Origin of the sequence: Pantoea sp. A4 (genome assembly GCF_000295955.2) — a bacterium.
GTDB lineage: Bacteria > Pseudomonadota > Gammaproteobacteria > Enterobacterales > Enterobacteriaceae > Pantoea > Pantoea multigeneris.
In genome coordinates this window covers 45,786-63,853 of sequence record NZ_ALXE01000049.1, presented here as the reverse complement: position 1 = coordinate 63,853, position 18,068 = coordinate 45,786, and the positions used below count along the sequence as shown (strand labels likewise).

Genomic DNA, 18,068 nt, shown 5'->3' with positions numbered 1-18,068 from the left:
GCCCTGATACCATTTGAATACCGAGACTCCTATGGCTGCGACTAAGCCGACGTTCAAAGCGCCTGGTAAGCAAGGTGACATTATCTTCGGTGCACTGGTTAAACTCTCTGCGCTGATTGTGTTGTTGCTGCTGGGTGGCATCATCGTCTCCCTGATCTTCTCTTCCTGGCCGAGCATCCACAAATTTGGCTTCTCTTTCCTGTGGAACAAAACCTGGGATGCACCCAACGAGCAGTTTGGTGCGCTGGTACCAATTTACGGCACCATTGTGACCTCTGTTATCGCGCTGATCATCGCTGTGCCGGTGAGTTTTGGCATTGCGCTGTTTCTGACCGAGCTGGCCCCTAACTGGCTGCGCCGCCCGCTGGGAACGGCGATTGAGCTGCTGGCTGCGATTCCAAGTATCGTTTATGGCATGTGGGGGCTGTTTATCTTTGCGCCTCTGTTTGCTCAATATTTTCAGACGCCGGTAGGGGATCTTCTGTCCAATATCCCGTTTATCGGCGCGCTGTTTTCTGGCCCAGCCTTTGGTATCGGCATTCTGGCGGCGGGTGTGATCCTGGCCATTATGATCATTCCGTACATCGCTTCGGTTATGCGTGACGTGTTTGAGCAGACCCCGGTAATGATGAAGGAGTCTGCTTACGGCATCGGCTGTACTACCTGGGAAGTCATGTGGCGCATCGTCCTGCCGTTCACCAGGAATGGCGTGATTGGTGGTGTGATGCTGGGATTAGGCCGCGCGTTGGGTGAAACCATGGCCGTGACCTTTATCATCGGTAACACCTACCAGCTCGATAACGCTTCACTCTACATGCCAGGCAACAGTATTACCTCTGCGCTGGCGAATGAGTTTGCTGAAGCGGAATCCGGCGTGCACGTAGCTGCGCTGATGGAACTGGGTCTGATCCTGTTTGTGATTACCTTTATCGTCCTGGCGATTTCGAAGCTGATGATTTTACGCCTGGCGAAAAGTGAAGGAGCGCGCTCATGACAACGATTGAGATACAGGCGCGGGCGGAACTGGAAGCTTCACGCCGTAAAATGCAGTCCTGGCGTAGTACCAAAAACAAAATTGCGCTAACGCTGTCTCTGCTGACTATGGCTTTTGGCCTGTTCTGGCTGGTATGGATCCTCTTTACCACCGTCACCAAAGGTATTGATGGCCTGAGCCTGTCGCTGTTTACCGAATCGACTCCGCCGCCCAATACGGCGGGCGGTGGTCTGGCGAATGCCCTGGCCGGTAGCGGCTTGCTGATCTTCTGGTCAACCTTCTTTGGTACGCCGTTGGGGATTATGGCGGGTGTGTATCTGGCGGAGTATGGTCGCAAATCTGCGCTGGCTGAGGTGATCCGTTTCATCAATGACATCCTGCTCTCAGCGCCTTCGATTGTAGTTGGTCTGTTCGTCTACACCTTGGTGGTGGCGCAGATGCAGCACTTCTCCGGCTGGGCGGGCGTAGTAGCGCTGGCGCTGTTGCAGATCCCGATCGTAATTCGTACCACCGAAAATATGTTGCGCCTGGTGCCCGACAGTATGCGTGAAGCGGCGTATGCCTTAGGCACACCGAAATGGAAGATGATCTCTGCGATTACGCTGAAAGCCTCGGTCTCCGGAATTATTACCGGTGTTCTGCTGGCGGTTGCGCGTATTGCCGGTGAAACCGCACCGCTGTTGTTTACTGCGCTGTCGAACCAGTTCTGGAGCACCGACATGATGCAGCCGATTGCCAACCTGCCGGTCACCATCTTCAAGTTCGCGATGAGCCCGTTTGCCGAGTGGCAAAGTCTGGCGTGGGCGGGGGTGCTGATTATCACCCTGTGCGTGTTACTGCTGAACATTTTGGCACGCGTTGTGTTCTCCAAAGGCAAACACTAATTTTTTGCGGCGCGGCCCTGGCGGCGCTGCCCAACAGAGATGAGCAAAGAGTATGGCAACGACATCTTCCGGTAAAATTCAGGTACGCAATCTGAACTTCCATTACGGGAAATTCCATGCGCTGAAAAGTATTAATCTGGATATCGCGAAAAATCAGGTCACGGCGTTTATCGGCCCTTCTGGCTGTGGTAAATCCACCCTGCTGCGTACCTTTAACAAAATGTACTCGCTCTACCCAGAGCAGCGTGCAGAGGGTGAAATTCTGCTGGATGGAGAAAATATTCTCGCCTCCAGCCAGGATATCGCCCTGTTGCGCGCCCGTGTTGGCATGGTTTTCCAGAAGCCAACACCGTTTCCAATGTCGATTTATGACAACATTGCCTTTGGCGTCCGCCTGTTTGAGAAACTCTCACGTGCCGATATGGATGAGCGTGTGCAGTGGGCGCTGACCAAAGCGGCTTTGTGGAATGAAACCAAAGACAAGCTTCATCAGAGTGGCTACAGTCTCTCTGGCGGTCAGCAACAGCGTCTGTGTATCGCGCGCGGCATCGCTATTCGTCCTGAAGTGCTGTTACTGGACGAACCTTGCTCAGCACTTGACCCGATCTCCACCGGACGCATTGAAGAACTGATTACCGAGTTGAAACAGGACTACACCGTGGTTATTGTGACGCACAACATGCAGCAGGCTGCTCGTTGTTCCGACCACACGGCGTTTATGTATCTTGGTGAGCTGATTGAATTCAGCGATACCGATACCCTGTTCACCAAACCGGCACAAAAACAGACCGAAGACTACATCACTGGCCGTTACGGCTGATTGGGCAGGAGAGAATCATGGATAATTTAAATCTGAATAAACACATCTCCGGCCAGTTTAATGCCGAGCTGGAACATATCCGCACCCAGGTGATGATCATGGGCGGAATGGTGGAGCAGCAACTGACGGATGCCATCACCGCAATGCACAATATGGATGCTGAGCTGGCGAAGCGCGTGATCGAAGGTGACCAGAAGGTCAACATGATGGAGGTGGAAATTGATGAAGCCTGCGTCCGCATCATTGCTAAGCGCCAGCCAACGGCGGTCGACTTGCGTCTGGTGATGGCGATCATCAAAACCATCTCTGAACTGGAACGTATCGGTGATGTGGCAGAGAAAATCAGCCGCACCGCGCTGGAGAAGTTCAGCCAGCAGCATCAGCCGCTGTTAGTCAGCCTGGAGTTCCTGGGTCGTCACACCGTACAGATGCTCCACGATGTGCTGGATGCGTTTGCCCGTATGGATCTGAATGCGGCCATCGAAATCTATCGCGAAGATAAAAAAGTGGATGCGGAGTACGAAGGCATTGTGCGTCAGCTCATGACCTACATGATGGAAGATCCCCGCACGATCCCTAGTGTTCTGACCGCGTTGTTCTGCGCCCGTGCCATTGAGCGCATTGGTGACCGCTGCCAGAACATCTGCGAAATCATCTTCTACTTCGTTAAGGGCCAGGATTTCCGTCACGTGGGCGGAGACAAACTGGACCAGCTGTTAGCCGGTGAAGACGGCCACAGCAAACCTGCCTGAGTTCTCTGGCTGCCCGTTGCGAAACGGGCAGCGCATTAAAGAATCTCCCAACCGTGTTGACGCCACAGTGCTGGTAGCTGAGCCAGATCGGTAAAGCGCGTCACCAGCGGATGATCCAGCGCCGGATTATGCGCATCAGCGCAGTAGTAATAGACCGGAATACCGGCCGCGATCCCGGCACGCGCACCCGCCTCAGAGTCATCCACCAGAATGCACTGCTCGATCGCAACGTCCATCTTTTCTGCCGCGTGATACATCAGTTCGGGATCGGGTTTCCAGTGGTTGATGTCGTAGCCGCTAAACAACCGACCTTCAAACCACGGCAGCAGGCCGGTTAACCCCAGTGAGTGTTGCATCTTCTTGACCGTGCCGTTTGAAACCACGCACATCGGGATTTTTATCTGTGCAATCAGCTGTTTTGCGCCAGGGATCTCAGCCAGACTGAGATCAAACAGCCGTGCGACTTCTGCACGATAAGTGGTTTCAACTTCCTCTACGGGGAGGGTGCGCTGATGCTCTGCCGCCACATCACGAATAATATCGTACAGCTTCACCCCTTTGTATTTTTCAAACATCGCCTCCAGCGAAAGGGTAATACCATAGGCAGCAAAAGTGGTGACATAGGCTTCGGTGCAGAGACGCTCGCTGTCTACCAGGGTGCCGTCACAGTCGAAAAATACGCAGGCTACAGACATTCAACGCTATCCTCATCAATTTATGGACGCTTAACCTTAACTCTTTATGCACCGAATGCGAACCGGCGTAAACGGTTGCGAAAAATCGTTGTATTGCGGGGGTAAAGTCGTCAGGATACGCGCCGTTAATTTTTTCGACCGGAAATAAGGTATGAGTCACTCCCCTGGCCTGTTGCAGCGCCTGTTTAAGCTGCAGGAACATGGCACCACCGTGCGCACCGAGGTGATTGCCGGTTTTACGACTTTCCTGACGATGGTGTATATCGTCTTCGTCAATCCACAAATCCTTGGCGTCGCCGGGATGGATACCCAGGCGGTGTTTGTCACAACCTGTCTGATCGCGGCGGCGGGCAGTATTTTAATGGGCGTTGTGGCGAATCTGCCGGTTGCGCTGGCACCTGCCATGGGGCTGAATGCCTTCTTCGCTTTCGTGGTGGTAGGGGCGATGGGCTACTCATGGCAAATCGGCATGGGTGCGATTTTCTGGGGGGCGCTGGGACTGCTGATCCTGACACTGCTGCGTGTGCGCTACTGGATGATTGCCAATATCCCGCTTAGCCTGCGCGTGGGTATCACCGCCGGTATTGGCCTGTTTATCGCCATGATGGGGCTGAAGAATGCCGGTATCATTGTGCCAAACCCTGACACTATCGTTGCGGTGGGCCATCTGACTTCGCACAGTGTCCTGCTGGGCGCTCTGGGCTTCTTTATTATTGCGATCCTCGCCTCCCGACAGATTCATGCGGCGGTACTGATTTCGATGGTGGTGACTACCGCGATCGGCTGGATGATCGGCGATGTGAAGTTTACCGGGCTGTTTTCTCTGCCACCGGCAGTGGGTTCCATTGTGGGCCAGGCCGATCTGAAAGGGGCTCTGAACGTGAGCATGGCGGGGATCATTTTCTCCTTTATGCTGGTCAATCTGTTTGACTCGTCAGGCACGCTGATTGGCGTTACCGATAAAGCCGGTCTGACCGATGAGAAAGGCACCTTCCCACGCATGAAACAGGCGCTGTTTGTGGATAGCGTGAGTTCAGTGGGTGGCGCGTTTGTCGGCACATCTTCTGTCACCGCTTACATTGAAAGTTCTTCTGGCGTGGCGATCGGTGGACGTACTGGCCTGATGGCGGTGGTGACCGGCCTGCTGTTCCTGCTGGTGATGTTCCTGTCACCGCTGGCGGCAATGGTGCCGGGCTATGCAGCGGCTGGCGCATTGATCTATGTTGGCGTACTGATGAGTGCCAGCCTGGCGCGCGTGCGCTGGGACGACCTGACTGAAGCGGTGCCGGCCTTTGTCACCGCCGTGATGATGCCGTTCAGTTTCTCGATTACTGAAGGCATTGCGCTGGGCTTTATTGCATGGTGTGTGATGAAGCTGGGGACAGGCCGCTGGCGTGAAATCAGCCCGTGCGTGGCGCTAGTGGCGCTGTTGTTTGTGCTGAAAATCGTGTTTATTGACGCCCACTAAAGCTTCACAGTTCCTGTGGCAGGCTGGTTAGCCGCAAGGCGCGCGGTCCAATATTGGGCCGCGTCATCTCCACGTCCCGCAGATCTTGCCATCCTCGTTCCTGACTCCACTCCCATAAATGCAGCCACTGCGTCGCAGGTGACAGCGCACAAGACCACACCAGCATGGGTTCAGCATCGCAAATGGCTTGAATATCGGGATTAAGGGTGGAGCGCAGGCGACCGGCAGCCGGATGCAAGCGCAGCAGATTCATAGCATTTTGCTGATCGCCGCCGATTTTCAGGATGCTCTGGCGTAAGGTCCAGATTTGCGTCACGGCTTCCATAAAATCCTGTTGCGCGTTGATCCAGGCAATTTCACCCGAGGTGAGGCTTTGCATCAGCTGGGCCTGCGACTGACGGCTGTGCGCCCGTACGATCTCCATATCCAGGCCCGCCTTTCCCCCTTCATCTGCCAGCAAGACGCCAACAACATTACCCGCATAGGCAATACTGAAATCCGGAAGCATCGTGTCAGCAAAGGCGGGTTTGCCACAGTGTGTGACGATTAACGGCGGAAGTTGATCAATGCCATAGATGCGCAGCATGAGCTGTGCCAGCAAAATTCTGGCCGCAAGAAAACGGCTGCGCCGTTTGTCGGGTAGGCGGTTGGCGCTGTCGATTACGGTTTGCGGGATGTTAAGTGCCTCGCCAGGCAGGTCGTTGCTACCCATCCAGCGTACAAAATGACCAGCCATCTGTCGCTCCGTGAAAATGGTCAGAAAATCATCACCGGCATTGTAAGAATTTTCTGGCGCGATTGCACTCCCCCTCGCCTGTATCCGCTTCACTTTCAGAATCAATGAGCAAAACCCTACCAATATTTGCGCGATGCGGGAAAGCTTAGCGTTTTTTTCATCGTCTCCCCCGTAGCGCTCGATGTCGTGTATGATTCTCGTTCACGGGAAATTTATTGATAATAGTGTCACGCACGGGTGGCATTTTGCGGAGTTGCTATGTCTGTTTTAACTGGTTCAAAATTACCACCAATCTCTCTGGATGAGTTTCGTCACGGTATGCGTCGCCTGACCGCAGGTGTGTCTCTGATCACGACTGAGCACCAGGGCGAGAAACACGGCCTGATCGCAACGTCGGTTAGCTCACTGACCGCTGAGCCACCAAGCCTGCTGGTGTGTGTTAATCGGAGCTCTTCCAGCCATGATCCGATTACGGGATCGGGTGTGTTTGCCGTTAACGTGCTGGCAAGCCATCATGATGATATCTGTGCTCAGTTCAGCCAGTCTGCTCGCCGTGCAGATCGTTTTCAGAGTGGTGAATGGCACGCCTTGAAAACCGGCGTACCTGCGCTGAAAGATGCGCTGGTCACGTTTGACTGTCAGTTGGAAAAGATTGTTGAGTGGAGCACCCACAGCATTCTGCTGGCGCATATCGTTGGCATTCATCTGTTGGACGGTGAGCTGGACCCAATGGTTTACTTCAACAGCGGTTTCCATACGCTCAAGCCATAACGGGTCAACCAACCCTATCACTTGTATAGGGTTGGTCCTCTCCCCCGTCAGGCAGTCGCTAACGGGTTTAGCGACTTATCAGGCAAATTTTGCTGCTTCATCAAAGCTCAGGCGTGGTAAACGGTCGTGTAGCTTGCTGCTCTCGCCGTAGCCCAGGTTAATCAGCAGGTTAACTTTATACTTCGTGCCTGCGAAAAATGCTTCATTCACTTTTGCCGGATCGAAGCCGGACATCGGACCTGCATCCAGACCCAGTGAACGTGCGGCCAAAATCAGATAGCCCGCCTGCAAGCTGCTGTTGCGCAGCGCAGTCGTTTCCGCAAAGGCTGGACTGCCGGTGAACCAGCTACGCGCATCTGCATGTGGGAACAGCTTTGGCAGTTGCTCATAGAACTCTTCATCCCAGGCGACGATCACGGTCGCAGGGGCGGCTAGGGTCTTTTCAAGATTGCCCGCTGACAGCGCCGGTGCCAGCTTCTGTTTCCCTTCCTGCGAAGTGACAAACACAAAACGTGCCGGTAAGCAGTTGGCGGAAGTGGGGCCAAGGATCGTCAACTGATAAAGCTGTTCCAGCAGCGCTTTATCGATCGGTTTGTTTTGCCAGTAGCTATGGGTACGGGCGTTGTTAAACAGGGCATCAAGGGCGACGTTATCGAGCGGTGTACTCATCTTTCTCTCCTTTGAGCAGGCATCAGTGTGAGCCTGAAATTAACCAGTCTTGAGTTTAAAACATGACCTTGACCGTTATACTGCAACCGCCGCTGCACGCCAAATAACATAAGGGCAAAAGCAGTGGTGACAGGAGAGAGAGCGCGGCGGTTTATCCCCACACAGGGATAAAGGGGGGATTATCCCTATGTGGGGATAAAATAGAAAATATCCCCATGAAGGGATAAAATGCGCTATTGTTGTTTTTATCTACACCACGCGGTCATTTAAGCATCCGATTGCTGATGGCTCAATCAGGAATAGCCACGATGATTTATAGCCCAAGACAACTTGCGAATTACATCCGGCTGGAACGGCAAAAACATGGCTGGACACAGAGTGAGCTGGCGCAGAGAGTGGGTTTAAAGCAAGCTACTATTTCGCACTTTGAAAACAATCCTGATAAAACAACGCTTTCTACTCTTTTTCGTATATTGCAATCGTTAGAAATGGATATGGCAATCAAGGAGCAAATAGCGATCGTTAAAGATTCTGACGGCAAACGTGATGAGGATATGGATTGGTGAAACAGGAATTGGTTGCCTGGATGAACGGGCAAAAGGTGGGTGTGCTGACTAAACATAAAAATGGTGCCCACACTTTCGAATATTTTTCCGGGTGGTTGAGCAATCCGCTCGCCAGGCCAGTATCCTTGTCGTTACCACTCCAGCTTTCTACACTCACTACCCCTGCTGTATATAATTTCTTCGATAATCTCTTGCCAGATAGTCCTAAAGTCCGGGATCGCATAGTGGCTCGTTATCGGGTAAAAACAGATCAGCCCTTTGATCTGCTTAAAGAAATTGGCAGAGATAGTGTGGGTGCAATCATGCTGCTTGATGTTGAGCATAATTCCCCTGATCTTACGGTGAACTATGAAGTGCTCTCTGCTGCCAGACTTGAGCAGGTTTTATCGGCGTACAAAATTGATATTCCTCTGGGAATGATCCGCGAGGAAGAGGATTTTCGTATTTCTGTTGCAGGCGCGCAGGAGAAAACGGCGCTGTTAAAAACCAGTAGCGGATGGGCTATCCCACAGGGGCCTACACCTACGACGCATATCTTGAAATTACCCATCGGTGAGATCAAACAGCCCGCAGCAACGTTGGATATGAGCCAAAGCGTAGAGAATGAATACTTTTGTCTGCTTATGGCACGTGAGCTGGGATTTGAAGTACCCACCGCGACTATTGTGGATGCCGGAAGTATCAGAGCCTTAGCCGTAGAAAGGTTTGATAGACGATGGGTGGATGGCGGACGCGCGTTGTTACGGCTACCGCAAGAGGATATGTGCCAGGCTTTAGGGCTACCTTCGTCTGTTAAGTATGAATCAGATGGTGGCCCAGGAATTAAAGACATTATGCAGATTCTTATGGGGTCGAGTAATGCCATTGAAGATCAATATAACTTTATGAAATTTCAGGTTTTTCAGTGGGTTATGGGAGCCACTGATGGGCACGCCAAAAACTTCTCGCTTTTTATTGAACGTGGGGGGAGTTATCGGCTCACACCCTTCTATGACATTCTTTCTGCATATCCACTGATAAATGGTGCTGGCCTTAATATACGAAAGCTAAAGCTGTCGATGGGGTTGAAAGCGACCAAGGGAAAAAAAGAGGCTATTTATGACATCCAGCCCCGTCATTTTCTCGCAACGGCAAAATCTGTGCAGTTTTCAGTTGAACGCATGAATCAGATACTCATGTTCTTTGTACAAGAATTTGACGCTGCCGTAATCAGAGTGAAGTCGGCTTTACCTCATAATTTTCCTGTGAAGATTGTCGAACCTATTGTGGCGAACGCAGAAAAAATGATGCAGCGACTGAAATCATGGTCAGTTGAAGGGGATGAAAGGTGATCGCCGCGCAGGCTTGATGCCCGCACGGCGTGGAGGATGGCGTTACTTACCGATGCAGAAGCTGGAGAAGATACGTCCCAGCAGATCGTCGGAGCTAAATTCGCCAGTGATCTCACTTAAGGCTTGCTGTGCCACGCGCAGCTCTTCTGCCAGCAATTCCCCAGCCCAGGCACCCAGCAGCTGCTGTTTGCCTTGATCAAGATGCGTTGCGGCCAGTTCTAAAGCCTGCAGGTGACGACGGCGTGCGAGGAAACCGCCTTCGACATTCCCCGCGAAGCCCATGGTCTGCTTCAGGTGGTCGCGGAGTGCATCAATACCGTCACCGGTCCGTGCAGAGAGACGAATCAGCGAGTGGCCATTCAGCGCAGAAATGCCCAGCGCTTCTCCTGTCACATCCGCCTTGTTGCGTACCACGGTAACCGGCAGAGAAGCCGGCAGACGGGCAACAAAGTCGGGCCAGATAGCCGCAGCTTCTGTGGCATCGGTGGTGGTGCCATCGACCATAAACAGCACGTGATCGGCCTGCTCAATCTCTTGCCAGGCGCGCTCAATCCCGATGCGTTCAACTTCATCGCTGGCATCACGCAGACCCGCGGTATCGATGATATGCAGTGGCATTCCATCGATATGAATGTGCTCACGCAGCACATCACGCGTGGTTCCGGCAATATCCGTCACAATCGCAGCTTCACGGCCAGCCAGTGCATTCAGCAGACTCGATTTGCCCGCATTAGGACGACCCGCAATCACGACTTTCATCCCTTCGCGCAGCAGGCTGCCCTGGCGTGCTTCATTGCGCACTGCGTTCAGGTCGTCGATCACCGTATTCAGCTGCGCTTCGATTTTGCCATCTGACAGGAAATCGATCTCCTCATCCGGGAAATCAATCGCGGCTTCCACGTAGATACGTAGATGGGTCAACGCTTCCACCAGATGATTAACGCGAGCAGAGAATTTACCCTGCAAGGAGTTAACCGCTGAACGGGCTGCCTGCTCAGAGCTGGCATCGATGAGATCGGCGATTGCCTCTGCCTGGGCTAAATCCAGCTTGTCATTAAGGAAGGCGCGCTCGGAGAACTCGCCTGGATTAGCGATACGCAAGCCGGGTAGGGCACAGATGCGCTTCAGCAGCAGATCGAGGATCACCGGACCGCCATGGCCTTGCAGTTCCAGCACGTCTTCGCCAGTAAACGAATTAGGGCCTGGGAACCACAGAGCGATGCCCTGATCGAGAATACTGCCATCGGCATCCATAAACGGCAGATAGTCGGCGTAGCGCGGTTTTGGCAACTTACCTAACAGGATGCGAGCAACTTCTGCCGCCTGTTGGCCAGAAATACGCAGTATACCAACGCCGCCGCGCCCCGGTGGCGTAGCCTGCGCGACGATGGTGTCGTGATGGCTCATGCTGAACTCTCTTATAAAAAAAAGAAGGCGGTCAAATGACCGCCTCTACTTTAACGCTGGATAAGCAATTATGCTTTCTTCTTATCCCGGCTGTGCAGACCACGTTTTTCCAGGCCGCGATAGATCAGCTGCTGCTGGAGGATGGTCACCAGGTTACTCACGATGTAGTACAGAACCAGACCTGATGGGAACCACAGGAAGAACACGGTGAAGATCACCGGCATGTAGGTCATCAGTTTCTGCTGCATCGGGTCAGTCACGGTGGTCGGTGACATCTTCTGGATGAAGAACATGGTGCAGCCCATCAGAATCGGCAGAATGTAGTACGGGTCCTGCGCTGACAGGTCATGGATCCATAACACAAACGGAGCGTGACGCAGCTCAACAGATCCTGACAGCATGTAATACAGTGCCAGGAAGATCGGCATCTGAATCACCAGCGGCAGACAGCCACCCAGTGGATTCACTTTCTCCGACTTGTAGAGCGCCATCATTTCCTGGCTCTGCTTCTGCTTGTCATCGCCCAAACGCTCACGCATCGCCTGAATTTTTGGCTGCAGCATGCGCATTTTTGCCATCGAGGTGTACTGCGCTTTGGTCAGCGGGTACATGATGCCACGCACGATGAAGGTGATAACGATAATGGAGAAGCCCCAGTTACCGATGAAGCTGTGCAGGAATTTCAGCAGTTTGAACAGCGGCTGAGAGATGAACCACAACCAGCCGTAGTCTACAGTCAGATCCAGATGCGGAGCGACGGTAGCCATCTGGTCCTGAATTTCAGGGCCAACCCACAGGGTCGCTGCCAGATCTTTCTGCGTGCCAGCAGCAATCGTTACTGGAGCAGATTTGTAGCCAATCGCTGCAATACCGTTACCCAGGTTAGTGGTGTAAAGGGTATTTGCACCTTCAGTACGCGGAACCCATGCAGTAGCAAAATATTGCTGCAGCATCGCTACCCAACCATTGCTGGTGGTTTTGTTCAGGTTTTCGTTGTCTGAGATGGTATCGAATTTGTACTTCTCATACTTCTCATCGGAAGTGGAGTACGCGGCACCACGGAAGGTGTGCATCGCGAAGCTCTTACTACCGGTATCGCGCTCTTTAGGCAGGTCGATGGTCTGTTTTAACTGACCAAACAGCGACACTTCCAACGGCTGTGCGCTGGTGTTGTTGATGGTGTAATCAACGTTAACCGCGTATTCGCCACGCTTGAAGATGAAAGTCTTGGTGTAAACAACGCCATTCTCGCCGGTCCAGGTCAGTGGAACGCGCAGTTCGGTCTGGCCGTTAGCCAGTTCGAAGTTGGTCTGCGTAGCGGTATAGAGTGGGCGTGAACCATTGTTTGGGTTGTCCGGGCCGTTACGACCAGTCAGGCCGCTCTGTGCCTGATAGACAAACGATGGAGAGGTTTCCAGCAGCTGGAAAGGCTCGCTTGAACCCAGTTTGTTCGGGTAAGTCAGCAGTTGTGCCTGCTCAACGTCACCACCACGGGTGTTAATATTTAAAGACAGGACATCGGTCTTAACGGTGATCGTTTGGCCCTGACCGCTGGCCGGAACACCCTGACTGGCGGCATCACCTGCTGCACCGTTCGCGTTTTGCGTGGTCTGTGTTTGCTGTGGCTGCGGATTGTGGTCCGTCTGCCAGGCTTGCCAGATCATGAAAGACACGAACAGAAAAGCGATGAGAAAGAGATTACGTTGCGAATCCATCGTTAATGTTCTCTGGTATCAAATGTTTTTGGCGGAACAGGATCGTCGCCACCCGGGTTCAAAGGGTGGCATTTTAATACGCGTTTCACCGTCAACCAACTGCCTTTTATCACCCCAAACCTGCGTAATGCCTCAATACCATAATGAGAACAGGTAGGCTGAAACCGACAATGAGGTCCCAGTAAGGGGCTGATGGCGCGTTGATAGACGCGAATCAGGACGATCAGGAGCCGCGCGCCAGGCGACAGTGACGACGCCATAATTTCTCCAACGCTTCCGTCAACGTACGGTTATCGAGATCGGCAACCCCTTTCTTCACCAGCACGACAAAATCCATCGCTGGCAATTCATGTTGACGCAGACGAAAGCTTTCTCGGGTCAATCGCTTGATCCGATTACGCTCATGAGCACGTTTCACATGTTTTTTTGCGACGGTAAGACCGATGCGGGGATGCCCCAGCGAATTAAGGCGGCCGAGGATGGTAATTTGCGGCGTGCCAGCCCGTTGTGGCTGCTGGAAGACGAAAGTGAAATGAGTGGGAGTTAACAAACGTAACTCCCTGGGAAATGCGAGCTTAACCACTAGGGTTAGCTTTTATTACTTAGAAACGGTCAGACGTGCGCGGCCTTTAGCGCGACGACGTGCCAGAACCTGGCGACCATTTTTAGTTGCCATACGAGCACGGAAACCGTGTGAACGGTTGCGCTTCAGTACGGACGGTTGAAAAGTGCGTTTCATGGCGATTTCTACCTAAACTTGAAAATTTCACTGGGTGACGCGTTTTTGAGCCAGTAAACCGACCAACGCCTCAATGAGTCATAAATAAAGAGGCGGGATTGTAATAATTGTACAGTCCAGAGTCAATTTACTTCGCAGCTTACGCTGACGCAAAACCGTCCACAGCCCGTTACATCCGGGCATTGGGCAGATGCGACAACGCCGGGGGGAGAATTATACGGGCTTGGGGGTAAAGCGCAAGGATCGCGCGGGATCTTATTGTGATCATTTTGCACAGCATGCGAGCCACGCCGGAAAATCAGACTAATTTTACGGAATCACGAGGGTTTTTTTCTGGCTGTGCGTAAACTAAACAGCGCGGAATAGGCCTGTGGATAAAATGGATCAAAACTGTGTAGAAAGTGAAGATCTCTGGCGCGCTTTGCGTTATGATCCGCCATTCCGCTGATGATCCTGCCTTTGTTCACAGGCACAGGATAACCATAACGGCGGTCGCAGGCGTGCTCTTGCGTCTGTATCAAAAATGAACGCTTCTAATTTTGCGCCCGTTTCTTATCGATTTCGTACGAGTGGAGTCCGCCGTGTCACTTACGCTTTGGCAACAGTGTCTTGCCCGTTTGCAGGATGAGCTACCTGCCACCGAATTCAGTATGTGGATTCGTCCACTGCAGGCTGAGTTAAACGACAACACGCTGGCGTTGTATGCACCAAATCGGTTTGTACTGGACTGGGTTCGTGATAAATACCTGAATAGTATCAATGGCCTGCTCAATGAATTCTGCGGGCCAGATGTACCGCTGTTGCGCTTTGAAGTAGGCACGCGTCCGGTGAGCCAGGTGGCTGCCGCGGCCCCGGTGCTGGCCAGTGTTGCTGCACCTGCGGTAGCAGAAGTTCGTCCTGCTCCTGCGCAAAACCTGCGCCCGAGTTGGGATAACGTGCCCGCGCCAGCAGACGTGACCTACCGTTCGAATGTGAATGGTCGCCATAATTTCGACAACTTCGTTGAGGGTAAATCAAACCAGCTCGCCCGTGCTGCGGCGCGTCAGGTGGCTGATAACCCTGGTGGTGCTTACAATCCGCTGTTCCTGTATGGCGGCACTGGTCTCGGCAAAACGCACCTGCTGCACGCAGTAGGCAATGGCATTATTGCCCGTAAGCCGAATGCCAAAATCGTTTATATGCACTCCGAGCGATTTGTGCAGGACATGGTTAAAGCGCTGCAAAATAACGCCATAGAAGAGTTTAAGCGCTACTACCGCTCGGTGGATGCCTTATTGATCGATGATATTCAGTTCTTTGCCAACAAAGAGCGTTCTCAGGAAGAGTTTTTCCATACCTTTAACGCGCTGTTGGAAGGCAATCAACAGATCATCCTGACATCGGATCGCTATCCGAAAGAGATCAACGGCGTAGAAGATCGCCTTAAATCGCGTTTCGGTTGGGGACTGACGGTTGCTATTGAGCCGCCGGAGCTGGAAACCCGCGTCGCGATCCTGATGAAAAAAGCCGATGAAAATGACATCCGTCTGCCGGGAGAAGTGGCCTTCTTTATTGCTAAGCGCCTGCGTTCAAACGTCCGTGAGCTTGAAGGCGCACTGAACCGTGTCATCGCGAATGCCAACTTTACTGGCCGCGCCATCACTATTGATTTCGTGCGTGAAGCGCTGCGCGATCTGCTGGCGTTACAGGAGAAGCTGGTCACTATCGACAATATTCAAAAAACCGTCGCTGAGTATTACAAAATCAAAGTGGCGGATTTGCTGTCTAAACGCCGTTCACGCTCGGTTGCAAGACCCCGTCAGATGGCGATGGCGATGGCTAAAGAGTTGACCAACCATAGCCTGCCAGAAATTGGCGATGCATTTGGTGGTCGCGACCATACCACGGTGCTTCACGCTTGCCGTAAAATCGAGCAGCTGCGTGAAGAGAGCCATGATATCAAAGAAGATTTCTCTAATCTCATTCGGACATTATCTTCCTGACGCTATGAAATTTATTGTAGAACGTGAGCAGTTGCTAAAGCCGCTGCAACAGGTGAGCGGCCCGTTGGGTGGTCGCCCAACCCTTCCGATTCTCGGTAACCTGCTGTTGCAGGTTAACGAAGGCAGCCTGTCGCTAACCGGAACCGATCTCGAAATGGAGATGGTGGCACGGGTCGCATTGACGCAGGCACATGAGCCTGGTGCGACTACTGTACCGGCGCGCAAGTTTCTGGATATTTGCCGGGGCTTGCCGGATGGGGCAGAGATCAGTGTAACGCTGGAAGGTGAACGGATGCTGGTGCGTTCAGGCCGCAGCCGTTTTTCCCTTTCCACGCTGCCTGCCAGCGACTTCCCGAATCTGGATGACTGGCAGAGCGAGGTCGAATTTACTTTGCCGCAGGCGACGTTAAAACGCCTGATCGAAGCCACCCAGTTCTCGATGGCGCATCAGGATGTGCGTTATTACCTTAACGGTATGTTGTTCGAAACCGAGGGTGAAGAACTGCGTACGGTAGCAACTGACGGACACCGTCTGGCTGTGTGTTCGTTGCCGATTGGTCAGTCACTACCGAGCCATTCGGTGATCGTGCCGCGTAAAGGCGTGATTGAGCTGGTACGCCTGTTGGATGGCGGTGAAACACCCCTGCAAGTGCAGATTGGTAGCAGCAACATTCGTGCGCATGTGGGTGATTTTATCTTCACTTCCAAGCTGGTTGATGGCCGTTTCCCGGATTATCGCCGCGTATTGCCGAAAAATCCTGATAAAACACTGGAAGCCGGTTGCGATCTGCTGAAACAGGCTTTTGCCCGTGCAGCCATTCTCTCGAATGAGAAATTCCGTGGTGTTCGTATCTATATCACTGAAAATCAGCTGAAAATCACGGCAAACAACCCAGAACAGGAAGAAGCCGAAGAGATGCTGGACGTGGCCTATGATGGCAGCGAACTGGAGATCGGCTTTAACGTGAGTTATGTGCTGGATGTGCTGAATGCGCTGAAGTGCGAGAACGTAAGGCTACTGCTAACGGACTCAGTCTCAAGTGTTCAAATTGAAGACGCAGCCAGCCAATCGGCATCTTACGTAGTCATGCCGATGCGCTTGTAAAGCGCGTAGGCATGGCTACTAAGCGGCCTGGCTTACTTGCCATTTCGACGATAATTGGCCCACAAAATCTGGTCACATACTAGAGTATGCTCCCAAATTTTGTGTTCCAATTATCGCCGAACTGCCTGCGCCGCCGACGCCCTCGTTGGGCAGGGGCTGTGAGAAAGGTTTAGGGAAAACCCGGGCATAATTCTCGTTGGACAGGGACTGTGGGGAAGGTCTGGGGCAAAACCATGACACAATCCTCATTGGGCAGGATAGCGTTAAGCCGCGAGCCGAAGGCGGAAGCGGTGGTAAAAGAGAAATATCATGAAGTTAACCTCCAGGATCGCCTGCTGATATGGCTTTAACCCGCCTGTTAATTAAAGACTTCCGTAACATTGAAAACGCTGATTTGAACCTTGCGCCGGGATTCAACTTCCTGGTGGGGGCAAATGGCAGCGGGAAGACCAGCGTGCTGGAAGCGGTGTATACGCTTGGCCACGGGCGCGCGTTTCGCAGCTTGCAGGCGGGCCGTGTGATTCGCCACGATCAGGCGGCGTTTGTGCTGCATGGTCGGATTGAAGGCAGCGAACGTGAGCAGGCGGTTGGGCTGACAAAAAATCGTGCGGGTGAAAGTAAAGTTCGCATTGATGGCAGTGACGGGCATAAGGTCGCTGAGCTGGCGCAGCTGCTACCGATGCAGCTCATTACGCCGGAGGGCTTTACTTTACTCAATGGTGGCCCCAAATACCGTAGAGCCTACGTCGATTGGGGATGCTTCCACAATACACCGGGCTTTTTCCTTGCCTGGAGCAATTTACGCCGCCTGATGAAACAGCGCAACGCCGCGCTGCGTCAGGTTTCGCGCTACAGCCAGATCAGGCCGTGGGATCAGGAACTGATCCCACTGGCTGAGCAAATTAGCCAGTGGCGGGCGGAGTACAGCGCCGCCATTAGTGATGATATCACCGCCACCTGCGCCCAGTTTTTGCCGGAGTTCGCGCTGCAATTCTCTTTCCAGCGCGGCTGGGACAAAGAGAGTGACTACGCGGAACTGCTCGAACGTAACTTTGAACGCGATCGCGCCCTGACGTATACCGCCAGCGGCCCGCACAAAGCCGATTTCCGTATTCGCGCTGAAGGCACGCCAGTAGAAGATCTGCTGTCACGTGGGCAGTTAAAACTCCTGATGTGTGCACTGCGCCTGGCGCAAGGCGAGTTCCTGACTCGCCACACCGGACGCCGCTGTCTTTACCTTATTGATGACTTTGCTTCCGAGCTGGATGAAAGTCGCCGCCGCCTGTTAGCTGAACGGCTTAAAGCCACCCAGGCGCAGGTTTTTGTCAGTGCAATTAGCGCCGATCATGTAATCGACATGGCTGACGAAAAGGGCAAGATGTTCCGCGTGGAACAAGGTAAAATAGCGGTTCAACCTGAAGATTAAATGAGCGA

19 protein-coding genes are annotated in these 18,068 nt (G+C 53.0%); 11 read left to right on the top strand and 8 right to left on the bottom strand.

Annotated features, from left to right (window positions below):
* Window positions 1–31 precede the first annotated feature (31 nt).
* The 4 genes from pstC to phoU are packed head-to-tail and all read left to right on the top strand — an operon-like array spanning window position 32 to window position 3,450.
* On the top strand, window positions 32–994 hold the full coding sequence (gene pstC, locus B880_RS0120620) for a phosphate ABC transporter permease PstC (protein WP_017349360.1): 963 nt from the start codon (window positions 32–34) through the stop codon (window positions 992–994).
* On the top strand, window positions 991–1,878 hold the full coding sequence (gene pstA / locus B880_RS0120615) for a phosphate ABC transporter permease PstA (RefSeq protein WP_017349359.1): 888 nt from the start codon (window positions 991–993) through the stop codon (window positions 1,876–1,878). Before pstC ends, pstA begins: the two co-directional genes overlap by 4 nt.
* A 52-nt stretch (window positions 1,879–1,930) precedes the next feature.
* Complete coding sequence (gene pstB, locus B880_RS0120610; RefSeq protein ID WP_017349358.1) at window positions 1,931–2,698, top strand: phosphate ABC transporter ATP-binding protein PstB; 768 nt, start codon at window positions 1,931–1,933, stop codon at window positions 2,696–2,698.
* Between the two features lie 17 nt (window positions 2,699–2,715).
* The gene (gene phoU, locus B880_RS0120605; protein WP_017349357.1) at window positions 2,716–3,450 is read left to right on the top strand and encodes a phosphate signaling complex protein PhoU; all 735 of its coding nucleotides are present in this window, start codon (window positions 2,716–2,718) and stop codon (window positions 3,448–3,450) included.
* 35 nt (window positions 3,451–3,485) lie between these two features.
* Here the strand turns inward: phoU and yieH are convergent, their stop codons facing one another.
* A complete protein-coding gene (yieH, locus tag B880_RS0120600; protein WP_017349356.1) occupies window positions 3,486–4,145 on the bottom strand; it encodes a 6-phosphogluconate phosphatase in 660 nt (219 codons plus the stop codon).
* Between the two features lie 151 nt (window positions 4,146–4,296).
* Here yieH and B880_RS0120595 point away from each other — a divergent pair, with 151 nt between their 5' ends.
* Window positions 4,297–5,613, top strand: coding sequence for an NCS2 family permease (locus B880_RS0120595; RefSeq protein WP_017349355.1), 1,317 nt, complete (start codon window positions 4,297–4,299; stop codon window positions 5,611–5,613).
* 4 nt (window positions 5,614–5,617) lie between these two features.
* Here B880_RS0120595 and B880_RS0120590 read toward each other — a convergent pair whose 3' ends face one another.
* The gene (locus B880_RS0120590; RefSeq protein ID WP_017349354.1) at window positions 5,618–6,349 is read right to left on the bottom strand and encodes a 4'-phosphopantetheinyl transferase family protein; all 732 of its coding nucleotides are present in this window, start codon (window positions 6,347–6,349) and stop codon (window positions 5,618–5,620) included.
* A 258-nt stretch (window positions 6,350–6,607) separates the two neighbouring features.
* On the opposite strand from B880_RS0120590, the gene B880_RS0120585 reads away from it, so the two are divergent.
* Window positions 6,608–7,120, top strand: a complete 513-nt coding sequence (locus B880_RS0120585) for a flavin reductase family protein (RefSeq protein WP_017349353.1) — start codon at window positions 6,608–6,610, stop codon at window positions 7,118–7,120.
* A gap of 78 nt (window positions 7,121–7,198) precedes the next feature.
* Here B880_RS0120585 and B880_RS0120580 read toward each other — a convergent pair whose 3' ends face one another.
* Window positions 7,199–7,789: a malonic semialdehyde reductase gene (locus tag B880_RS0120580; protein ID WP_017349352.1), complete on the bottom strand. Its 591-nt coding sequence runs from the start codon at window positions 7,787–7,789 to the stop codon at window positions 7,199–7,201.
* A 308-nt stretch (window positions 7,790–8,097) separates the two neighbouring features.
* Here B880_RS0120580 and hipB point away from each other — a divergent pair, with 308 nt between their 5' ends.
* Together hipB and B880_RS0120570 are read left to right on the top strand one after the other, a co-directional pair.
* Window positions 8,098–8,355: a type II toxin-antitoxin system antitoxin HipB gene (gene hipB, locus B880_RS0120575; protein ID WP_017349351.1), complete on the top strand. Its 258-nt coding sequence runs from the start codon at window positions 8,098–8,100 to the stop codon at window positions 8,353–8,355.
* Entirely contained in the window at window positions 8,352–9,686 is a 1,335-nt protein-coding gene (locus tag B880_RS0120570; protein ID WP_017349350.1) for a HipA domain-containing protein, read from the top strand. Before hipB ends, B880_RS0120570 begins: the two co-directional genes overlap by 4 nt.
* A 42-nt stretch (window positions 9,687–9,728) precedes the next feature.
* Here B880_RS0120570 and mnmE read toward each other — a convergent pair whose 3' ends face one another.
* From mnmE to rpmH, 5 genes are all read right to left on the bottom strand, one after another.
* On the bottom strand, window positions 9,729–11,093 hold the full coding sequence (gene mnmE / locus B880_RS0120565) for a tRNA uridine-5-carboxymethylaminomethyl(34) synthesis GTPase MnmE (protein ID WP_017349349.1): 1,365 nt from the start codon (window positions 11,091–11,093) through the stop codon (window positions 9,729–9,731).
* Window positions 11,094–11,161: 68 nt separating this feature from the next.
* Window positions 11,162–12,808, bottom strand: coding sequence for a membrane protein insertase YidC (gene yidC / locus B880_RS0120560; RefSeq protein ID WP_017349348.1), 1,647 nt, complete (start codon window positions 12,806–12,808; stop codon window positions 11,162–11,164).
* A gap of 2 nt (window positions 12,809–12,810) precedes the next feature.
* Window positions 12,811–13,068, bottom strand: a complete 258-nt coding sequence (yidD, locus tag B880_RS26240; RefSeq protein ID WP_071524427.1) for a membrane protein insertion efficiency factor YidD — start codon at window positions 13,066–13,068, stop codon at window positions 12,811–12,813.
* Entirely contained in the window at window positions 13,032–13,391 is a 360-nt protein-coding gene (gene rnpA, locus B880_RS25360; protein ID WP_036646554.1) for a ribonuclease P protein component, read from the bottom strand. The genes yidD and rnpA overlap by 37 nt, the downstream gene beginning before the upstream one ends.
* A 15-nt stretch (window positions 13,392–13,406) precedes the next feature.
* A complete protein-coding gene (gene rpmH, locus B880_RS0120545) occupies window positions 13,407–13,547 on the bottom strand; it encodes a 50S ribosomal protein L34 (RefSeq protein WP_000831330.1) in 141 nt (46 codons plus the stop codon).
* A gap of 581 nt (window positions 13,548–14,128) precedes the next feature.
* Between rpmH and dnaA the strand changes: the two genes are divergently transcribed.
* The 3 genes from dnaA to recF all read left to right on the top strand — a co-directional run bounded on the left by dnaA (window position 14,129) and on the right by recF (window position 18,060).
* The gene (gene dnaA, locus B880_RS0120540) at window positions 14,129–15,529 is read left to right on the top strand and encodes a chromosomal replication initiator protein DnaA (RefSeq protein WP_026042810.1); all 1,401 of its coding nucleotides are present in this window, start codon (window positions 14,129–14,131) and stop codon (window positions 15,527–15,529) included.
* A gap of 4 nt (window positions 15,530–15,533) precedes the next feature.
* Window positions 15,534–16,634: a DNA polymerase III subunit beta gene (gene dnaN, locus B880_RS0120535; RefSeq protein WP_017349344.1), complete on the top strand. Its 1,101-nt coding sequence runs from the start codon at window positions 15,534–15,536 to the stop codon at window positions 16,632–16,634.
* A 340-nt stretch (window positions 16,635–16,974) separates the two neighbouring features.
* On the top strand, window positions 16,975–18,060 hold the full coding sequence (gene recF, locus B880_RS0120525) for a DNA replication/repair protein RecF (RefSeq protein ID WP_017349342.1): 1,086 nt from the start codon (window positions 16,975–16,977) through the stop codon (window positions 18,058–18,060).
* The last annotated feature ends 8 nt before the right edge of the window (window positions 18,061–18,068 follow it).